Genomic DNA, 15,706 nt, shown 5'->3' on the forward strand with positions numbered 1-15,706 from the left:
CCGGGCCGAGAACGTGACCCTGCGGATCACCGGCACCATCCAGCCGGCGGCATGCATGCCGACCGTCGTCGGCGTCGACAGCCAGAATGCCATTCACTACGGCACCATCGCCGTCCCCGAACTCGAAGACAACAAGTTCAAGGCGTTGCCGGACAAGACCATCACGCTGCTGATCTCCTGCGACGCGCCGACGCGTGTCGCGGTGAATTTTCTCGACAACCGCTCGGACTCGATGATCATGGGTCTGTCCGCGTCGATCGGGCCCTATGGCGACGTCGGCTCCTATGGTCTTGGCATGCATCGGGACAAACGGCTGGGCGGGTACGTGATCGTGCCCGAACTGGCCGCGACCGCCGATGGCAGCCCGGTAGTGCCGGCGTGGTCGACCATGCCCGGCAAATGGAATCATTACCACGCGGCGGGTGCCAACGCCATGCTACGACCCAACATCGCCCATGCATGGACCAGCGGCAAGGGCGTGATCGCGACGCCGGACGCCTACCAGCAGATCACGCAGAAATTTACCATCAAGGCCGCGCTGCAACGCAAGAACAAGCTGCAGCCGATCACCGGTCCGATCGAGCTCGACGGGCAGACCACGATCTCGTTGTTCTATTTTTGAACCACACGCGTGCCGCTGCCGCGGCACGATTCACGATATCTCGACCAGGCCCTCGACCGCGCGCCAGCCCTGTTCCACGGCAGCGGTCAGAGAGGGACTCGCCGCGCTGTCGCTGTTGGCGATACGCACATTGCCGACGCCCTTGCCGGCCTGGGCCAGGGCTGCCTGCAGCGTGGCATCGTCAGCAGACAGCGTGCTGGGCATATAGCTGTAGCCGTGTGCCCAGCGGTTGACGGTGATGGCGCGGATGACATCCTTCGAGGCAAAACCGGCGGGTCCCAGCATCCGGTCGAGCTGCGTGCGGATGCCATGTTCGAGTTCGTTGAACGGCGTGCCGAGCAGGAAGGCGCGCCCCGCACGGAAGCGCTCGCGCGCGCTCATGCCACTGTCCGGTACGGTCGGCACATAGAGCATATGCAGCACGACCGGATCGTCGGGCGTGGCGGCGGACGCATTGCCGGGGGATCCGGTGGCTGGCGCGGCGGTGGCCGGGGTCTCCAGCCACAGGTCCGTATAGGCCATGGCCGGCGCGTGGATGCGCCACGCCTTGAGCGCGGCAAACGCGCGCCAATGATCGAGCGCGACCTTGGTATAGAGCATCGGTGCCTTGACCTCGGCGCGCAACGCCTCCTTCTGCGCGGCGGGCAGGCTCGGCAGGATGAACGGAATCATCATGTTGTAGCCGGCCAGCACCACGTGCTGGGCTTCCACGCGATGCAGGTTGCCGCGCCAGCCGTATGTCACGCGCGTGATGCGCGTATCGGGTTCGACTGCAATCGCGGTGGCTTCCAGGCGAATACGGACGGGATTGCCGTCATGGTCGAGGCGGCCGTAGTCGAATGCGGCGCGGCCGATGTCTTCGGCTCGCCCTGCCGCCGCCACGCCCGGTACCAGGTCGCGCGCGAGCAGGCGCGCCAGCGACGCGTTGCCATCGGCAAACCACAGGCGCGACGCCGGCGATTTGCCAAGGCGCGGATTCAACGCGGGCGGCGGCATATTGGCGCCCGCCGGCAGGCCGATCGCCATCGCCTCCGCCACCGAGATGCCATCGGCATCGAGCGCGTAGGCATCGTTGCCGCGGCTGCGCAAAAAGCGTAAGCCGGCCAGGCCGAGGCCGGCGCGGTCGCGCAGGAACGTCGCATAGCGCGTGCGGGCCAGATAGGCGGCACGGTCGCCCGCGGCCATGCCGGCCAGGTAGTCGGTGTCGCCCGCGGCCAGTCGCACGAGCGCGGCCCGGTCCTGTGCCGGGAGCGGTGCCGCCGCGAGAAAGCGCTGCAGGCTCGGGGCATCGCCGTTGCCTCCGTTCTTGCCACCCGGGTTGCCACCGCCGATGTTTCCGTTGCGCGCATCGATGAGATCGGCAAACGGATCGCCGGCAACCATGCGGTCCTGGCCAAAATGATCCGCATCGAAATAGACCGCGCGGCCCATCCCGAACGCGGCATAAGGCGTCTCCGGCATGACCGGCGCGCGCGCCGCATCGAGCCCGAGCCCCGCCAGCAGCGTCTGCACGGCGGCATTCCCTGGCGCGGTTGCCGGCATTTCGGCGCTGCCGCCATACGTCACGAGCTGCCGCCCGCGCACGCTGAACTCGTTGCGCTTGGCATGGCCGCCAAAGTCGTCGTGGTTATCGAGGATCAGGATGCGACGGTTCGCGCCGAACTTGCGACGATAGAACCACGCCGCCGCAAGGCCGCTGAGGCCGCCGCCGACCACCACCAGGTCGTAAGCTTCCTGCGCCAGCACCGTCGGATACGTTGCGCCTTCGCGCGCAAGGCTGTGCGCGAGCGTAAACGTGCCGGCGTGGTTGCCACGCAGCCCGGTCAAGGCGGGTGGATACGGCGCCAGCCCGGCCGCAGCAGGCGCGCTCGCGGCCTGCAGCAAGGCCGACGGTGCCATGCCCGCGGCAATGGTCAACGCGGTGCCGTTGAGAAAGTCCCTGCGGGTGATGGTCATGACGACGTCTGTCTCTCGGATGGATGGCGCGTCCGCCGGGCTGGGCCCTTCAGCGCGCGTGCGCCGCCGTCGCGGCAGGTGTGCCCATGGCCTTGCGGCGCTCGCCCACCAACGCCTCGGTCACGGGCGCGGCGCGGTTCCCCCAGCTACCGCGGATAAAGGTCAGCACGTTGGCCAGTTCCTGGTCGTCCATGGTCCAGCCATAGCCAGGCATGTGATAGTCGGTCGGCGCGGTACTCACGCGCGCGGTCACCGCGCCGTCGAGCAGCAGGTTGACCAGCGAAGCGGAATCCGGATCGGCCACGGTCGGATTGCCGGCCAGCGGCGGAAATACCCGCGCAAAACCCTTGCCGTTGGCGCCGTGACACGGCATGCAGAATTGCGCGTACTGGCGGGCGCCGGTACTGTCGAAGCGGCCCTGCTCCAGTTGCATGGCAAGCGCGGGGTCGTAGCGGAACGGCGTGGTCTCGCCGCGCGCGCCCGGTATCGACTTGAGGTAGGCGGCCACGGCATCCAGGTCGGCATCGGCCATGAACTGCGTCGACGAGGCGATCACCGTGGACATCGGCCCGAACGACGTCGCATGCGCGTTGCGGCCCGTGCGCAGGTATTCGGCGATCTCGCCCCTGGACCATGCGCCGAGTCCGGTGAGCTGGTCGCCCGTGAGGTTGGTGGCCGACCATCCCTCCACCACCGAGCCCGCCAGGAAGTGCCGGCTGCGCTCGTCGAGCCCTTTCTCGCCAAACAGCATGCCGCGCGGCGTGTGGCACGCACCGCAATGGGCGACCGCCTGGACCAGATAGGCACCCCGATTCCATGCCGCGCCCCTGGCGACATCCTGGCGCACGGGCCGGTCGTCGAGGTGCAGCCAGTTCCAGACCACGAGCAGCCAGCGCTGACTGTACGGCCAGCGCATTTCCGCCGCCGGCGCAACTTGCCGCACCGGCGCGACTTCGGTCCGCAGATACGCGTAGAGCGCGGCCACGTCGTCGCGCGTCATACGCGCATACGACGTGTAGGGCATGGCCGGATACAGGCGCTTGCCGCCACGGGCCACACCGTGCCGCACGGCGCGGTCGAAGTCCTCCAGGGAATAACGGCCGATACCGGCATCCGGGTCAGGGGTGATATTGGTCGAGTACACCGTGCCAACGCCGGTGCGCAACGGCAACCCGCCGGCCAGCGGCGCGCCACCGGCACTGGTGTGACAGGCTGCGCAATTGGCCACCTTGGCGAGATAGCGTCCGCGCTCGGCCAGGGCCGCATTGGCGGACGGTGCCGGTGCTGTACCGGCCGCGGTGCCAGGACCCGCACCAGGCGTGGGCGCGGACGCAGGCGTGGCCGCGCCGGCCGGGTCGACGAGCGCGGCAAACGCCAGCGTGATCAGCACGGCCAGGCCCGTGGCCATCAGCCATCTTGCGGAGGAGCGCATGGAGGAAAGGTCGCGGGTTGTCGGAGTCGGCAATGGCTCGTGGGCCACCGATGCAGCAGCCTGGTCGGGTTGGTATCAGGTTCCATGGGAGCCGTGTCATCCCCCATCAAGGCGCTCATCGATAGGGCAAGCGCGCGTACGGCGGCCGCCGATACCACGCAGTGTGCCAGCTTTGGCGCGCCACCGGCCAAAGCCTGCACAGTTTCGCGCGTCCCGGGTGCACCAAACAGCATCAGATCCGACATAATTTTGCATATCAGATCATCTCCCGCTCCCCGCGATGAAACGCTACGAAGCCCTCGCCGAAACGCTGGCCCAGGATATCCGCAACGGCAGCCTGCCGCCCGGCACGCGCATGCCATCGATCCGCAAGACCGTAGCCCAGTACGGGGTGAGCCCGTCCACCGCGTTCCAGGCGTACTACCGGCTCGAGGAACGCGGCCTGGTGCGTGCGCGCGAACGCTCGGGCTACTACGTGGCGGGGGCGGCCGGCCGCACGCTGGCCCCGCCCCGGGCCCGCCCTTCGCAACAGCCGTCGACCGAGGTCGATGTCTCGGCGCTGGTGTTCTCGGTACTGGACGGCGCGCGTGACCGTTCGCTGGTCCAGTTCGGCTCGGCCTTTCCATCGCCGGACCTGTTTCCCTGGGACCGCCTTGGCCGCTCGGTATCGCGCGCGGGCCGTGCGCTCGACCCATGGCACTCCGTCAACGACCTGCCGCCCGGCAATCCGGTGCTGCGCCAGCAGATCGGCCTGCGCTACCTCGGCGCCGGCGCACCGCAGCGGCCCGAGGACATCATCGTCACCAATGGCGCGCTGGAGGCCCTCAACCTGTGCCTGATGGCCGTGACCGAGCCAGGCGATGTGGTGGCGATCGAATCGCCGGGTTTTTACGCCGCCCTGCAGGCGCTGGAACGGCTGCGCCTGAAGGCCGTGGAAATTCCGGTCGACCCGGTGACCGGTGTCGACCTGGACGCGCTGGCGGCGGCCTTGCGCCAGCATCCGATCAAGGCCTGCTGGTTTATGACGCAGTTCCAGAACCCGACCGGTGCCAGCATGCCCGAGCCGCGCAAGCGCGAGCTGGTGGCGTTGCTCGCGCGTCATCGCGTACCGCTGATCGAGGACGACGTCTACGGCGAACTCTATTTCGGCAAGCGCGGCCCGTTGCCGGCCAAGGCCTTCGACACCGAAGGGCTGGTCATGCATTGCAGCTCGTTTTCCAAGACGCTGGCGCCCGGTTTTCGCATCGGCTGGGTGGCACCGGGGCGCTACGGCGAGACGATCCGGCGCCTCAAGCTGATGACCACGCTCTCGGCCGGGGTACCGATGCAACTGGCACTCGCGGAATATCTGCAACACGGCGGCTACGACAAGCATCTGCGCAAGCTGCGGCATGCGCTGGAGGCACAGCAGGGCCATATGCTGGAAGCGATCGGCCGGCATTTTCCGGAGGGCGTACGCGTGTCGCGGCCCGACGGCGGCTATTTCGTGTGGGTGGAGTTGGCCGGCAGCTTCGACGCGCTGGCCTTGCACCGGGCGGCCCTCGAAGCCGGTATCGGCATTGCGCCGGGCCCGATTTTTTCCGCGCGCCGCGAGTATCGCAACTGCATCCGCCTCAACTATGGCCATGCGTGGAACGAGGCGGCCGCCGCGGCGGTCCGGCAGCTCGGGCAACTTGCCATGACCATGTCCGGCTGAGCGGGAGTGCAACGCCGTCAGTGGCCGCTCTTGTTACCGCTCTTGTTACCGCCCTTGTTACCGCCCTTGTTACCGCCCTTGTTACCGCCTTGGTGCGGCCCTTAGTACCGCCGTTGCCCGGCCGTTAGTCCCGCTGTCGGTCCCGAACGTCCGTACCCGTTGTCGGCCCATGGCGGTGCAGTCGCCCGTGCAACCACGCCCCGCGACGGCAGGCGCCGCGCTCAGCGTGCGCGCCCGCGCCGCAGGCGATACTCCACCAGCCCAAAGCCCCATTCGATCAACAACGCCATGGCCGCGGCCGGCATCGCGCCGGCCAGCAACTGCACGTGGTCATTGAGCGCCAGCCCGGTGGCGATGCGTTCGCCATAACCGCCCGCGCCCACGAACGCGGCGATGGTCGCGGTGCCCACACTGATGATCGCGGCGGTCTTGATGCCCGCCAGCAGAACCGGCATGGCCAGCGGCAGTTCCACATACCGCATGATCTGCACCGGCCGAAACCCGAGCGCACGCGCGGCGTCGCGCATGCCGCGCGAGATCTGTTCGAGCCCTGTGCAGGTATTGCGCACGATCGGCAGCAACGCATACAGGAACAGCGCCACCAGCGCGGGCCACACGCCGATGCGCCCCAGCAGGGGAATCAGCATGGCCAGCAGTGCCAGCGACGGCACCGTCTGCAGCACGCTGACGCCGGCCAGCACGCCCTGCCCGATCCGGCGATAGCGCGCGGCCACGATGCCGAGCGGCACGCCAACCAGGATGGCCGCGCCCACCGAGCCGAACACCAGCGCCAGATGGCGCAAGGTCAGGCGCCATGTATCGGCACTAAACAGCGTGCGCGCCAGGTTGCCACGCATCTCGCCGGTGCGCGGCGGCGGTACCTCCAGGTGGTTGCCGATCCGGCCGGCCAGGAATTCCCGCGCGGCGGCCGCAAACGATTCGCCGTCGATTTCCACCGCGGCGTTCATATCGATCATCTGGTCCACGTGGATCTTGCCCGCCAGCGCCTGCAGCGCGGGCCAGATCCGGGGGAAACGCGCGGGCACGTCGAGCCGGTACACCACCACCGCGTGGTACTGCGGAAAGAAATGCCGGGGGTCCGCCAGGACGTGCAGATGGTATTTGCGGATCTTGGCGTCGGTGGAATAGATATCGATCGCGTCCACCTGCCCCTGTGCCAGCGCCTCGTAGGCAACGCCATGATCGATGCCGATCGGCTGCTGCGGCAGGCCATAGGCCCGGGACAATCCCGGCCAGCCATCCGCGCGACCGAGAAACTCGTGGGACAGCCCGAGCTTCAGTTGTGGATAGCGCGCGAGATCGGCCAGCGTATGGAGCGTACCGGCCCGCGCAGCCGGCACCGCGATCGCATAAGTGTCCTCGAAGCCCAGCGGAATGGCGGCGCCGAGTCCCATCGGCGCAAGCGCCGCGTTGATCTGATCCAGGTCCGCATTGGTCGGCAGCTTGAGAATCTCGCTCGCGAGCGTGCCCGTGTAGTCGGGGTACAGGTCGATGCTGCCGGCCTTGAGCGCCTCGAACACGATCGCGGTATTGCCAAGGCCCGCGAGATGCCGCGCGTCGCCATGCAGGCGTGCGGTCTGCGTCAGCACCTCGCCCAGAATGTACGACTCCGTAAAGCGCTTGGAGCCGATCCGCAGGGTGTCCGCCCCCGCGCCACGCACGCCCAGGCCAATCATGACCAGTACCAGCAGCAGCGCCAGGCGTCGCACCACGCTAGTCCCCGCCGCCCGGCGCCAGCACTTCGCGTGCGCCATTGCGGCCCATCGGCGAGACCATGCCGGCGTTCTCCATCTGCTCCAGCAATCGTGCCGCACGGTTATAGCCGATGCGTAATTGCCGCTGCACGGCCGAGATCGAGGCACGACGCGTGTTGAGGACAAAGGCCGCGGCTTCGTCGTAGAGCGGGTCCGCTTCGCCATCGCCGCCGCCATCGCCGAACAGGTCGCTGCCAGCCGCGTCGGGCGCATCGCCGGCGAGAATCGCCTCATCGTAGTCGGGCTCGCCAAACTGCTTCCAGTGCTCGACCACGCGATGCACTTCCTCGTCCGCCACGAACGCGCCATGCACGCGTTGCGGATAGCCCGTGCCCGGCGGCAGGAACAGCATGTCGCCCTGTCCCAGCAGGCTTTCGGCCCCCATCTGGTCGAGAATCGTGCGCGAATCGATCTTCGACGACACCTGGAATGCCACGCGCGTCGGAATATTGGCCTTGATCAGGCCGGTAATGACGTCCACCGACGGACGCTGCGTGGCCAGGATCAGGTGGATACCGGCTGCCCGTGCCTTCTGGGCGAGGCGCGCGATCAGCTCCTCGATCTTCTTGCCAGCCACCATCATGAGGTCGGCGAGCTCATCGATCACGACCACGATCAGCGGCAGCGTCGACAGCGGCTCCGGCGCGTCCGGCGTCAGCGAGAACGGGTTCGGCACCTTCTGCCCCGCGGCCTGCGCGGCGCGGATCTTCTGGTTGAAGCCGGCCAGATTGCGCACCCCCAGCGCCGACATCAGCCGGTAACGCTTCTCCATTTCGCCGACACACCAGTTGAGCGCATGCGCGGCCTGCTTCATGTCGGTCACCACCGGCGCCAGCAGATGCGGAATGCCCTCGTAGACCGAGAGTTCCAGCATTTTCGGGTCGATCATGATCAGGCGCACATCTTCGGGCGTGGCCTTGTACAGCATCGACAGGATCATCGCGTTGACCGCGACCGACTTGCCCGAACCGGTCGTGCCGGCCACCAGCAGGTGGGGGGCACGCGCGAGATCGGTGACCACCGGGTTGCCGGTAATGTCCTTGCCCATCGCGAGCACGAGGCGCGAGCTGTGCTGCTGGAAGGCCGCGCCGCTCACGATCTCCGAGAGCCGGATCATCTGCCGGCGGGCATTGGGCAGCTCCAGGCCCATGCAGGTCTTGCCCGGGATCGTTTCCACCACGCGGATCGACGTCACGCCGAGCGCGCGCGCCAGATCCTTCATCAGGCCCACCACCTGGGCGCCCCGCACGCCCACGGCGGGGTCGACTTCGAAGCGCGTGATCACCGGCCCGGCGCTGGCGCCGACCACGGACACCGGCACCTTGAACTCTGCCAGGCGCTGTGCGATCAGCTCACTGGTTTGCTGCAGGTGGGCCTCCGAGACCTGCTCGGCATGCTCGTTCGTCGGCGCCAGCAGCGTGCTGTCGGGCAGGCGGTAGTCCAACACGCGCGGCGGTGCGGCAGGTGGCTGCATGGCGGGCACCACGGCCGGAGCCGGAGCCGGAGCCGGAGCCGGAGCCGGAGCAAGCGGCACCGTGCGGCCCACCACCGCCGGCAAGACGATGCGCGGCTTGGGCGTTGCGGTCTCGACCAGCACGTTGGCGTCGAGCACGCCGTCGGCGACATCGCCCCTGGGGGCCGGCAATGGCGAGGGCAGCGCGGCCGCTTCCTCCACTGCCCGCGCGACCGCTTCCGCGGGGGTCGGCAGCCGAGGTGCGACCTCCGCAGGCGCAGACGCAGCGGACCCGGCGGTCGGCGCCGACGGTGCGTGCGACGCCGCCACGGTGGCGGCAGGCGTCGCGCCATGCGCATCCGTGGCGGCCGGCGCGGAGCCTGAGATGGCGGCAGCGCTCGGATCCGACGTCAGGATCCCAACTGCCGGCATGCCCGCCGCATCCGCGCGCGGCGCATCGCCATGGCGATGCGCCAGTTCGCGCAGCTCTGCCAAGAGGTCGAGCGCCTCCTGGCGAATGGCAGCCAACGCGGCGTCCGCCGCCTCTGCCGCCTCTGCCGCCTCTGCCGCCTCTGCCGCCTCTGCCGCCTCTGCTGCCTCTGCCGCCTCTGCCGCCTCTGCTGCCTCTGCTGCCTCTGCTGCCGCTACAACCGCCGCCGCCTCTGCCACCTCCGCAGCCTCGGCCAGGTGTGCCGCTGCGACAGCCTCTACCGGCTCCGCGACCTCTGCGGCATCGACAGCTGCCACGCCAGTGTGACCTGACACGGGCGCGGCGCCACCGACGGCTTCCGGCTCCAACGGGGTCTGCGCTGTCAGCGCCGTTCCCGCGCCCGCCATCGCCGCCTGCGCTGCGGGCAGCGTGGTAATGCCGGGGCGCCTGTCAGCCTGACCCTGCAGCGCCAGTTGCGGGTTGCGGAACGGACTGCTGATGATCGTGCCGCGCGCGGGCCCGGCACCTTGCCCGCCGCGAGCCGAGGCGGTCGAGGCCGCCGAGGCCAAGGAAGCTCCGCTTGCCTTTCCAGCGGATACAGGCGTGGCGGCCTTTGCCGCGGACGCGGAGGTAGCGACACCGCCGGTACCGGCAACCCTGCCGGCCCTGGCGAGCGATGGCGCGGCCGCGACAGTCGCGGCCTCCATCGCCGTGGCCGTCGCTGCCTGCGCGGCTTCCGCCACCGGCCGGCTCCAGATCTCGCCCGGTTGCGGCGGCGACGCGCGCGTGCGCGGCGGCGGCTGCCATGGCGCCTGCTTGCGCGCGGAGATCGCCTCGATACCCTTGTGCCGCGGAGTGCCACTGCTCAAGGAGGCGGAGGCAGCCGTAGCACCGATCGACGCATTCGAGGCGGTTGACGACGAAGCCATGGAAATCGACACCGCCGAAGGAGACACGGCGGCAGGAGACGCCGCGGATTGGGACGCGCCCGGATGAGATATCCCGAACTGGGACCCCCTCGAATGGGACACCCCGGACGACACCATGTTGTCGCCATTGCCATCGTCCGCCGCGCCCGGCTTGCGCAGTAACAAGAGACTGCGCCAGGTCTCGCCAAACACCATCGGCACCGACAGCGCAAAGATCCCCAGCATCAGTAGCAACGCGGCGGTCCAGCCCACCACGCCGGTGGTCATGCCTGCCAGCGCATGGCCGGCGGCACCTCCGGCGAGTGCTCCCTCCCCTTCCGTTCCGGTGAGCGCTTCCAGCGCGGCGCTGGTGCACATCACGATCAGGGTACCGAGCCATACGCGCAACGTGCCGCGCCCCAGCAGGCGGCGTTCGCGCGTGAGGACGCGAAGCGCCAGCCGCCATGCAAGCGGCACGATCCACAGGGTCGACAATCCGAACCAGCCCAAGCCCATGTTCGACATTCAAGGTGAAAACTACGGGCAGCGATTGTAGCGGGTAAGGCGGCGATCGGTCCGCCTCGATCCGCATCGTGTCACTTATTTTGCAGTGAAATTTGCAACGAAATCTGCTGTCACGGCGCAACACGGTCGCGATCAGCGCTGGCAACGGGGGTGCCGACCCCATCCCGCCCCCATCCCGCCACCATCCCGCCACCATTCGGCCATCGTCCGCCATGGCGCGTGACAGCACCCTGCCCGTCGGTGTCCCCTCCCGCGTGCTCCGCCGGCACGCGCATGGGAGTAGTATCAGCGGATCACCTGCCAGACACACCCGCACCAAGCCGCCATGTCACCGCCCGCCAACGACCTGCGCATTCTCGTGGTCGAGGACGATCCGTTCCAGCGTACCGCCGCCGCCGACCTGCTGCGCGCGTGCGGCATCGCACGGCTCGAGTTCGCGGGCAACGGTCTGGAAGCCGCCGCGCGGCTTGCGTCCACGACCTTCGACATCGTACTGTGCGACATCGAAATGCCGGTGGCCAACGGCCCCGAGCTGATTTCGGAGCTCAGCCGCCGCGGCCCGGCCGCGCTGGCCGGGCCGCCGCCGGTATGGGTCTGGTTGACCGCGCTCGCCGACGACATCCTCGATTCCCATCGCGATCTCATGGTCACGCTCGGTTTTCCGCGCGTGTACGCCTTGCACAAGCCGCTGCGCGCAGCGTCCCTGGCGCCGGTCATCGACGACGCCCGTGCACGCCGTGCCAGCACGCCCACGCCAGCACGCGACGATGTCATGCCCCCTGACGACGACTTGCTCGCCGCCATGGGTCACGGCCCGCTGCCGGGCGGCGACTTCCATATCGAATGGCAACCGCAGTTCGATCTCGTCACGGGCCGCCTGACCGGGGCCGAGGCGCTTTGCCGCTGGCACCACCCCGTGCTGGGACCGATTCGCCCCGACCTGTTTATCGCGCGGCTCGAAGCGCTGCATGCGGCCGACGCGATCCTGTTCCTTGCCACCGACCGATGCCTGGCCTTGCAGCAGCGCCTGCTCGCGGCAGGCATCGAGATTCCGCTGGGCGTCAATGCGTCCGCGCAGACGCTGTGCCAGCCCGGTGTGCTGGAACGGTTCGAGGGCATGGTCGCGAGCGCGCGCCTGCCGCGCCGGCTGCTGACGATCGAACTTACCGAGGGCTTTCCCGTGGCCGACCCGATGGCGCTGTCGGTCGCGCTCAATCGGCTGCGCGTGCTCGGCTACGGCGTGGCGATCGACGATTTCGGCGTGGGCATTGCCACGCTCAAGCTGCTGGCCGACCTGCCTTTCACGCAGATCAAGCTGGACCGCTCGTTCGTGTCCAGCGTCGACACCGAGAACCAGCGCACCGTGATCTGCCGCACCATGATCCGGCTCGCGCTGGAGCTGGGGCTGGAGTGCGTGGCCGAGGGTATCGAAACGGAAGCGCAGCGCGCCGCGCTGCAGAAGCTCGGCTGCCGGCTCGGACAGGGCTACCTGTGGTCGCGCCCCCTGGCGCTGAATGCGTTTGTCGCGCGCGCCCTGGCGGCAACGCCATGGACGGCAGCGGCCGCAACGCCGGCGCCCACACCGGGCTCCGCGCGCACCTCACCGTCCGAACCGGGAGACGCTCCACCGGCAACGCACTAGATCCTGCCTACGCGCGCCTGCCCACACCGGTGCTATTGCCCCGCGCGGAACGGATATTTGGCAAAGATCTGCGCCACCACCTTGTCGATCGCCGCCTGATTGTTCCGTGGATCCGCCTCGTCCGCCGCGCCACGCGCAATGCCTTCCCACACCAGCTGGTTCCTCCTCGCGTCCACCAGATCGATATTGAGCGTCCCTTCGGTGTAGGTATAGGTGTCGGAATAGAAGCCATAGCCGGGCCAAGGCGCATACAGTCCGCCACGGTAGGCGTAATACCCCACGTAGCCGGGCGGCGGGAGCGGCGCGGGGTCGCTGACGATGCGCTGGTGCAGCCGTGCATTGAAGTTGACCAGCAGGTCGGGCGACTGCGGCGCATACCGGTAGCCGCGCGCGGTCATTTCGCGCTGCACCGCTGTCTTCAGATATTGCGTGGTGAGGCTCTCGTAACCCTGGTGATCGGTGCCAGGCCGCGCCACGAAACCAAAGGTCCGGTACGCCGAGAAGTTCGTGGCCGGATTGAAATCGCTGCGGATATCGGGGCCGGTGGCACACCCCGCCAGCGCCAGGGCGGCAAGGGTCGCGATGGCGGCGCCACCGGGGCGACGGGACCAGGGCAGACGGGACTGGCCGGGGACGGACTGCAGCGCGGACATGGCGGCTCCTCGAAAAATTGGCGGTCGTGCTGGTGCTGCGGGTGCTGCGGGTGCTGCGGGTGCGTTACGGGGTGGCCCTGGCGGCGCGGCCCTCGGCCCCGTGACCCCGGCCGCCGTCCGATCGTTTCCTAGTTCCATCTGCCATCGAGACCGCCCACGCTGAAGCGGCCCGCGCCGAGCAACGCAACCGCGAGCGCCGCGGCCAGGTACATGCCCTGCAATTCGAGCGCCCAGCCGCCCGAGTCGGACATCATGCCGAGCTGGCCGGCGTGCACGAGGCTCAGCGCAAAAATCATGTTGATCGCGACGATCAGCCCTGCGAGCCGCGTCCACAGCCCCACGATCAGCAGCAACGGCGCCAGGATCTCACCGACATACACCAGGTACGCCACCGGCTCCGGCAGGCCGGCCGCGGTGACAACCTTGATGACGAAAGCGGGCCCGGCCATGAGCTTGGCAAGTCCGTGCAGCAGGATCAGGATGCCGAGCACGATTCGAAGAATGGCCTTGCCGAGGTCTTGTGATCCTTGCATGCGACTCATCGTCATCGCTCCTTGCCGAGTGAGGAAAAAGAGTGAGGGAACATTGCCGGTGCGCCATTGCCGACACGCGCCGGCTCGCTCAAGTACCTTAGTGCGCGGCGGCGTGAAGGTAAAGGCTCAAGCGCCGGAAATCGTGCGATGCGAAAGGCGGCTTTCTATGCTGTCGGCGGCGCATTCCAGCCTTCCTCCCCGGCGCCCGGCGCGCGATGCGCGGCCCCGGGCGATGGCAACTCGAACATCCCGAATCGCTCCGCGTGCTCGGGCAGCAGATCGCCGAGGAAGTCCAGGAACAGCCGCAGCGCCGGCGTAACACCCTTGCGCGACGGGAACACCGCGTGCAGCACGCCCATCGGCAGGTCCCATTCCGGCAGCAGCACTTCGAGATCTCCGCGCGCAATCTCCTCGCGGCAATACATGCGCGGCAGCATCGCGACGCCGCGCCCGGCCAGGCAAGCCTCGCGCAGCAACGCAAATTCGTCGCTGACCAGTTGGGGTTCGTATCCCACGTGCACCGACTGGCCGGTCTTGCAGAACAGCGTCCACACATGCTTGCCGTCGTGCGGCTTCTGCCCCACGCCCGGCACGCCCTCCAGCGCCTGCGGCGTGCGCGGACGGCCGATGCTGTCGAGCAGCGCGGGCGCCGCCACCAGCATCAGCTGGCTGCGTCCGAAGGTACGTACGGCGAGGCTCGAATCGTCGAGCACATCGCGCACACGCAGCGCGAGATCGACGTTCTCGCCAATCACGTCCACGCGCCGGTTGGTCGCTTCGATCTCGAGCCGGATGCCTGGATTCGCCCGCATGAAGCCGCCGATCGCCGGTGCCAGCAGAATCTGCACAATCGCCACCGGGCAAGTGACATGCAACCGCCCGCATGGCTTCTCGCGCGCCAGGTCGACGATCTCGCGCGCCGCCTCCGCTTCCGCCAGCATGGCCTTGCAGCGCGCATAAAACGCCTCGCCGAGCTCCGTCACACGCACTTGCCGCGTGGTCCGGCGCAGCAACTGCACGCCCAGATCCTTCTCCAGCTGGGCGATACGCCGGCTCAGCCGGGACTTGGGCACGCCCGTGGCGCGACTGGCGGCGGAAAAACTGCCGTGCTGTACCACCCGGGCGAACAGGGACAGGTCATTGAGGTCTTGCATGGCGATGGGCGGAATTGGTTGTTGCACTGATGGAACGATAATTTCTATTTTGCCTCACTACCGCTACCAATGCCCAGCCGCTATCTTTCGTTCATCCAAACCAAACATTGTGTGGAGTGACGAAATGAACATCCTGCAGATCGATTCCAGCGTCCTTGGCGACAACTCCGTTTCGCGTGGCCTGACGGCCAGCGTGGTGGCCGACCTGGTCGCGCAGAACCCGGGCGCCAAGGTAGTGGTGCGCGACCTGGATCAGGACGTGCCGGCCCACCTGACGCATGACCTGCTGCCCGTGCTGGGCGGCCCCAAGGAAGGCCTGAACGCCCTGCAGCAGGCCGAACTGGAACGCACCGAAGCGTTCCTGGCCGAATTCCTGGCCGCCGACATCCTCGTGATTGGCGCGCCGCAATACAACTTCGGCATCCCCAGCCAGCTCAAGGCCTGGATCGACCGCGTGGCCCAGGCCGGCCGCACCTTCCGCTACACCGAGAACGGCCCGGTCGGTCTGGCCAAGGCCAGGCGCGCGATCGTGGTGTCGTCGCGCGGCGGCGTGCGCCAGGATCCGAATGCGCTCGACCTGCATGAAATCACGCTCGACACGGTGCTGCGCTTCCTCGGCGTGCCTGAAGTCACGATCGTCCGCGCGCACGGCCTTGCCATGGGCAACGACAGCCGCGAAGCCGGCCTGAGCGCCGCTCGCACCGCGATCGCCGCCCTCAACGACAGCGGCCGCGCCGCCGCCTGAGGGACGGCGCCGAGGGACGTACCTCAGCGACGTACCTCAGCGACGCACCTCGGCGACGCACCTTATGCTCGCGCCTTAGGCACGCACCCCGGCGCCGCGGCCCGGGGAGCTTGCCGGGCGCCCTGCCTCCGCCCGCCGGACGCAGGGCGCCCGTGCGAGGCCGGCCACCCGCATCCGACGGC

Annotated in this window: 11 protein-coding genes; 4 read left to right on the forward strand and 7 right to left on the reverse strand. The window is 68.4% G+C overall.

Features of this window, described 5'->3' with window-relative positions; all coding sequences use genetic code 11:
• The first annotated feature begins 13 nt into the window (after positions 1 to 13).
• Positions 14 to 622, forward strand: a complete 609-nt coding sequence (locus tag DFLDMN_RS04030) for a DUF1120 domain-containing protein (protein ID WP_423197215.1) — start codon at positions 14 to 16, stop codon at positions 620 to 622.
• A 30-nt stretch (positions 623 to 652) separates the two neighbouring features.
• Here the strand turns inward: DFLDMN_RS04030 and DFLDMN_RS04035 are convergent, their stop codons facing one another.
• On the reverse strand, positions 653 to 2,578 hold the full coding sequence (locus DFLDMN_RS04035) for an NAD(P)-binding protein (RefSeq protein WP_423197216.1): 1,926 nt from the start codon (positions 2,576 to 2,578) through the stop codon (positions 653 to 655).
• 49 nt (positions 2,579 to 2,627) lie between these two features.
• On the reverse strand, positions 2,628 to 4,010 hold the full coding sequence (locus DFLDMN_RS04040) for a cytochrome c (RefSeq protein ID WP_423197217.1): 1,383 nt from the start codon (positions 4,008 to 4,010) through the stop codon (positions 2,628 to 2,630).
• Positions 4,011 to 4,290: 280 nt separating this feature from the next.
• On the opposite strand from DFLDMN_RS04040, the gene DFLDMN_RS04045 reads away from it, so the two are divergent.
• The gene (locus DFLDMN_RS04045) at positions 4,291 to 5,706 is read left to right on the forward strand and encodes a PLP-dependent aminotransferase family protein (RefSeq protein WP_423197218.1); all 1,416 of its coding nucleotides are present in this window, start codon (positions 4,291 to 4,293) and stop codon (positions 5,704 to 5,706) included.
• A gap of 221 nt (positions 5,707 to 5,927) precedes the next feature.
• On the opposite strand, the gene DFLDMN_RS04050 is transcribed toward DFLDMN_RS04045, so the two are convergent.
• On the reverse strand, positions 5,928 to 7,403 hold the full coding sequence (locus DFLDMN_RS04050) for a glycine betaine ABC transporter substrate-binding protein (RefSeq protein ID WP_423198305.1): 1,476 nt from the start codon (positions 7,401 to 7,403) through the stop codon (positions 5,928 to 5,930).
• A gap of 37 nt (positions 7,404 to 7,440) precedes the next feature.
• Positions 7,441 to 10,788 (reverse strand): DNA translocase FtsK, encoded by a 3,348-nt coding sequence (locus DFLDMN_RS04055; RefSeq protein WP_423197219.1) that lies wholly within the window; start codon positions 10,786 to 10,788, stop codon positions 7,441 to 7,443.
• Between the two features lie 334 nt (positions 10,789 to 11,122).
• On the opposite strand from DFLDMN_RS04055, the gene DFLDMN_RS04060 reads away from it, so the two are divergent.
• Positions 11,123 to 12,439 (forward strand): EAL domain-containing response regulator, encoded by a 1,317-nt coding sequence (locus DFLDMN_RS04060; RefSeq protein WP_423197220.1) that lies wholly within the window; start codon positions 11,123 to 11,125, stop codon positions 12,437 to 12,439.
• A gap of 32 nt (positions 12,440 to 12,471) precedes the next feature.
• On the opposite strand, the gene DFLDMN_RS04065 is transcribed toward DFLDMN_RS04060, so the two are convergent.
• From DFLDMN_RS04065 to DFLDMN_RS04075, 3 genes are all read right to left on the reverse strand, one after another.
• On the reverse strand, positions 12,472 to 13,092 hold the full coding sequence (locus DFLDMN_RS04065; protein WP_423197221.1) for a DUF4136 domain-containing protein: 621 nt from the start codon (positions 13,090 to 13,092) through the stop codon (positions 12,472 to 12,474).
• Positions 13,093 to 13,220: 128 nt separating this feature from the next.
• Complete coding sequence (locus DFLDMN_RS04070) at positions 13,221 to 13,634, reverse strand: DoxX family protein (protein WP_423197222.1); 414 nt, start codon at positions 13,632 to 13,634, stop codon at positions 13,221 to 13,223.
• A gap of 155 nt (positions 13,635 to 13,789) precedes the next feature.
• The gene (locus DFLDMN_RS04075; RefSeq protein ID WP_423197223.1) at positions 13,790 to 14,779 is read right to left on the reverse strand and encodes a LysR substrate-binding domain-containing protein; all 990 of its coding nucleotides are present in this window, start codon (positions 14,777 to 14,779) and stop codon (positions 13,790 to 13,792) included.
• 124 nt (positions 14,780 to 14,903) lie between these two features.
• Here DFLDMN_RS04075 and DFLDMN_RS04080 point away from each other — a divergent pair, with 124 nt between their 5' ends.
• Positions 14,904 to 15,524, forward strand: a complete 621-nt coding sequence (locus tag DFLDMN_RS04080) for an FMN-dependent NADH-azoreductase (protein ID WP_423197224.1) — start codon at positions 14,904 to 14,906, stop codon at positions 15,522 to 15,524.
• The last annotated feature ends 182 nt before the right edge of the window (positions 15,525 to 15,706 follow it).

Origin of the sequence: Cupriavidus sp. H19C3 (assembly GCF_049393815.1) — a bacterium.
Taxonomy (GTDB): domain Bacteria; phylum Pseudomonadota; class Gammaproteobacteria; order Burkholderiales; family Burkholderiaceae; genus Cupriavidus.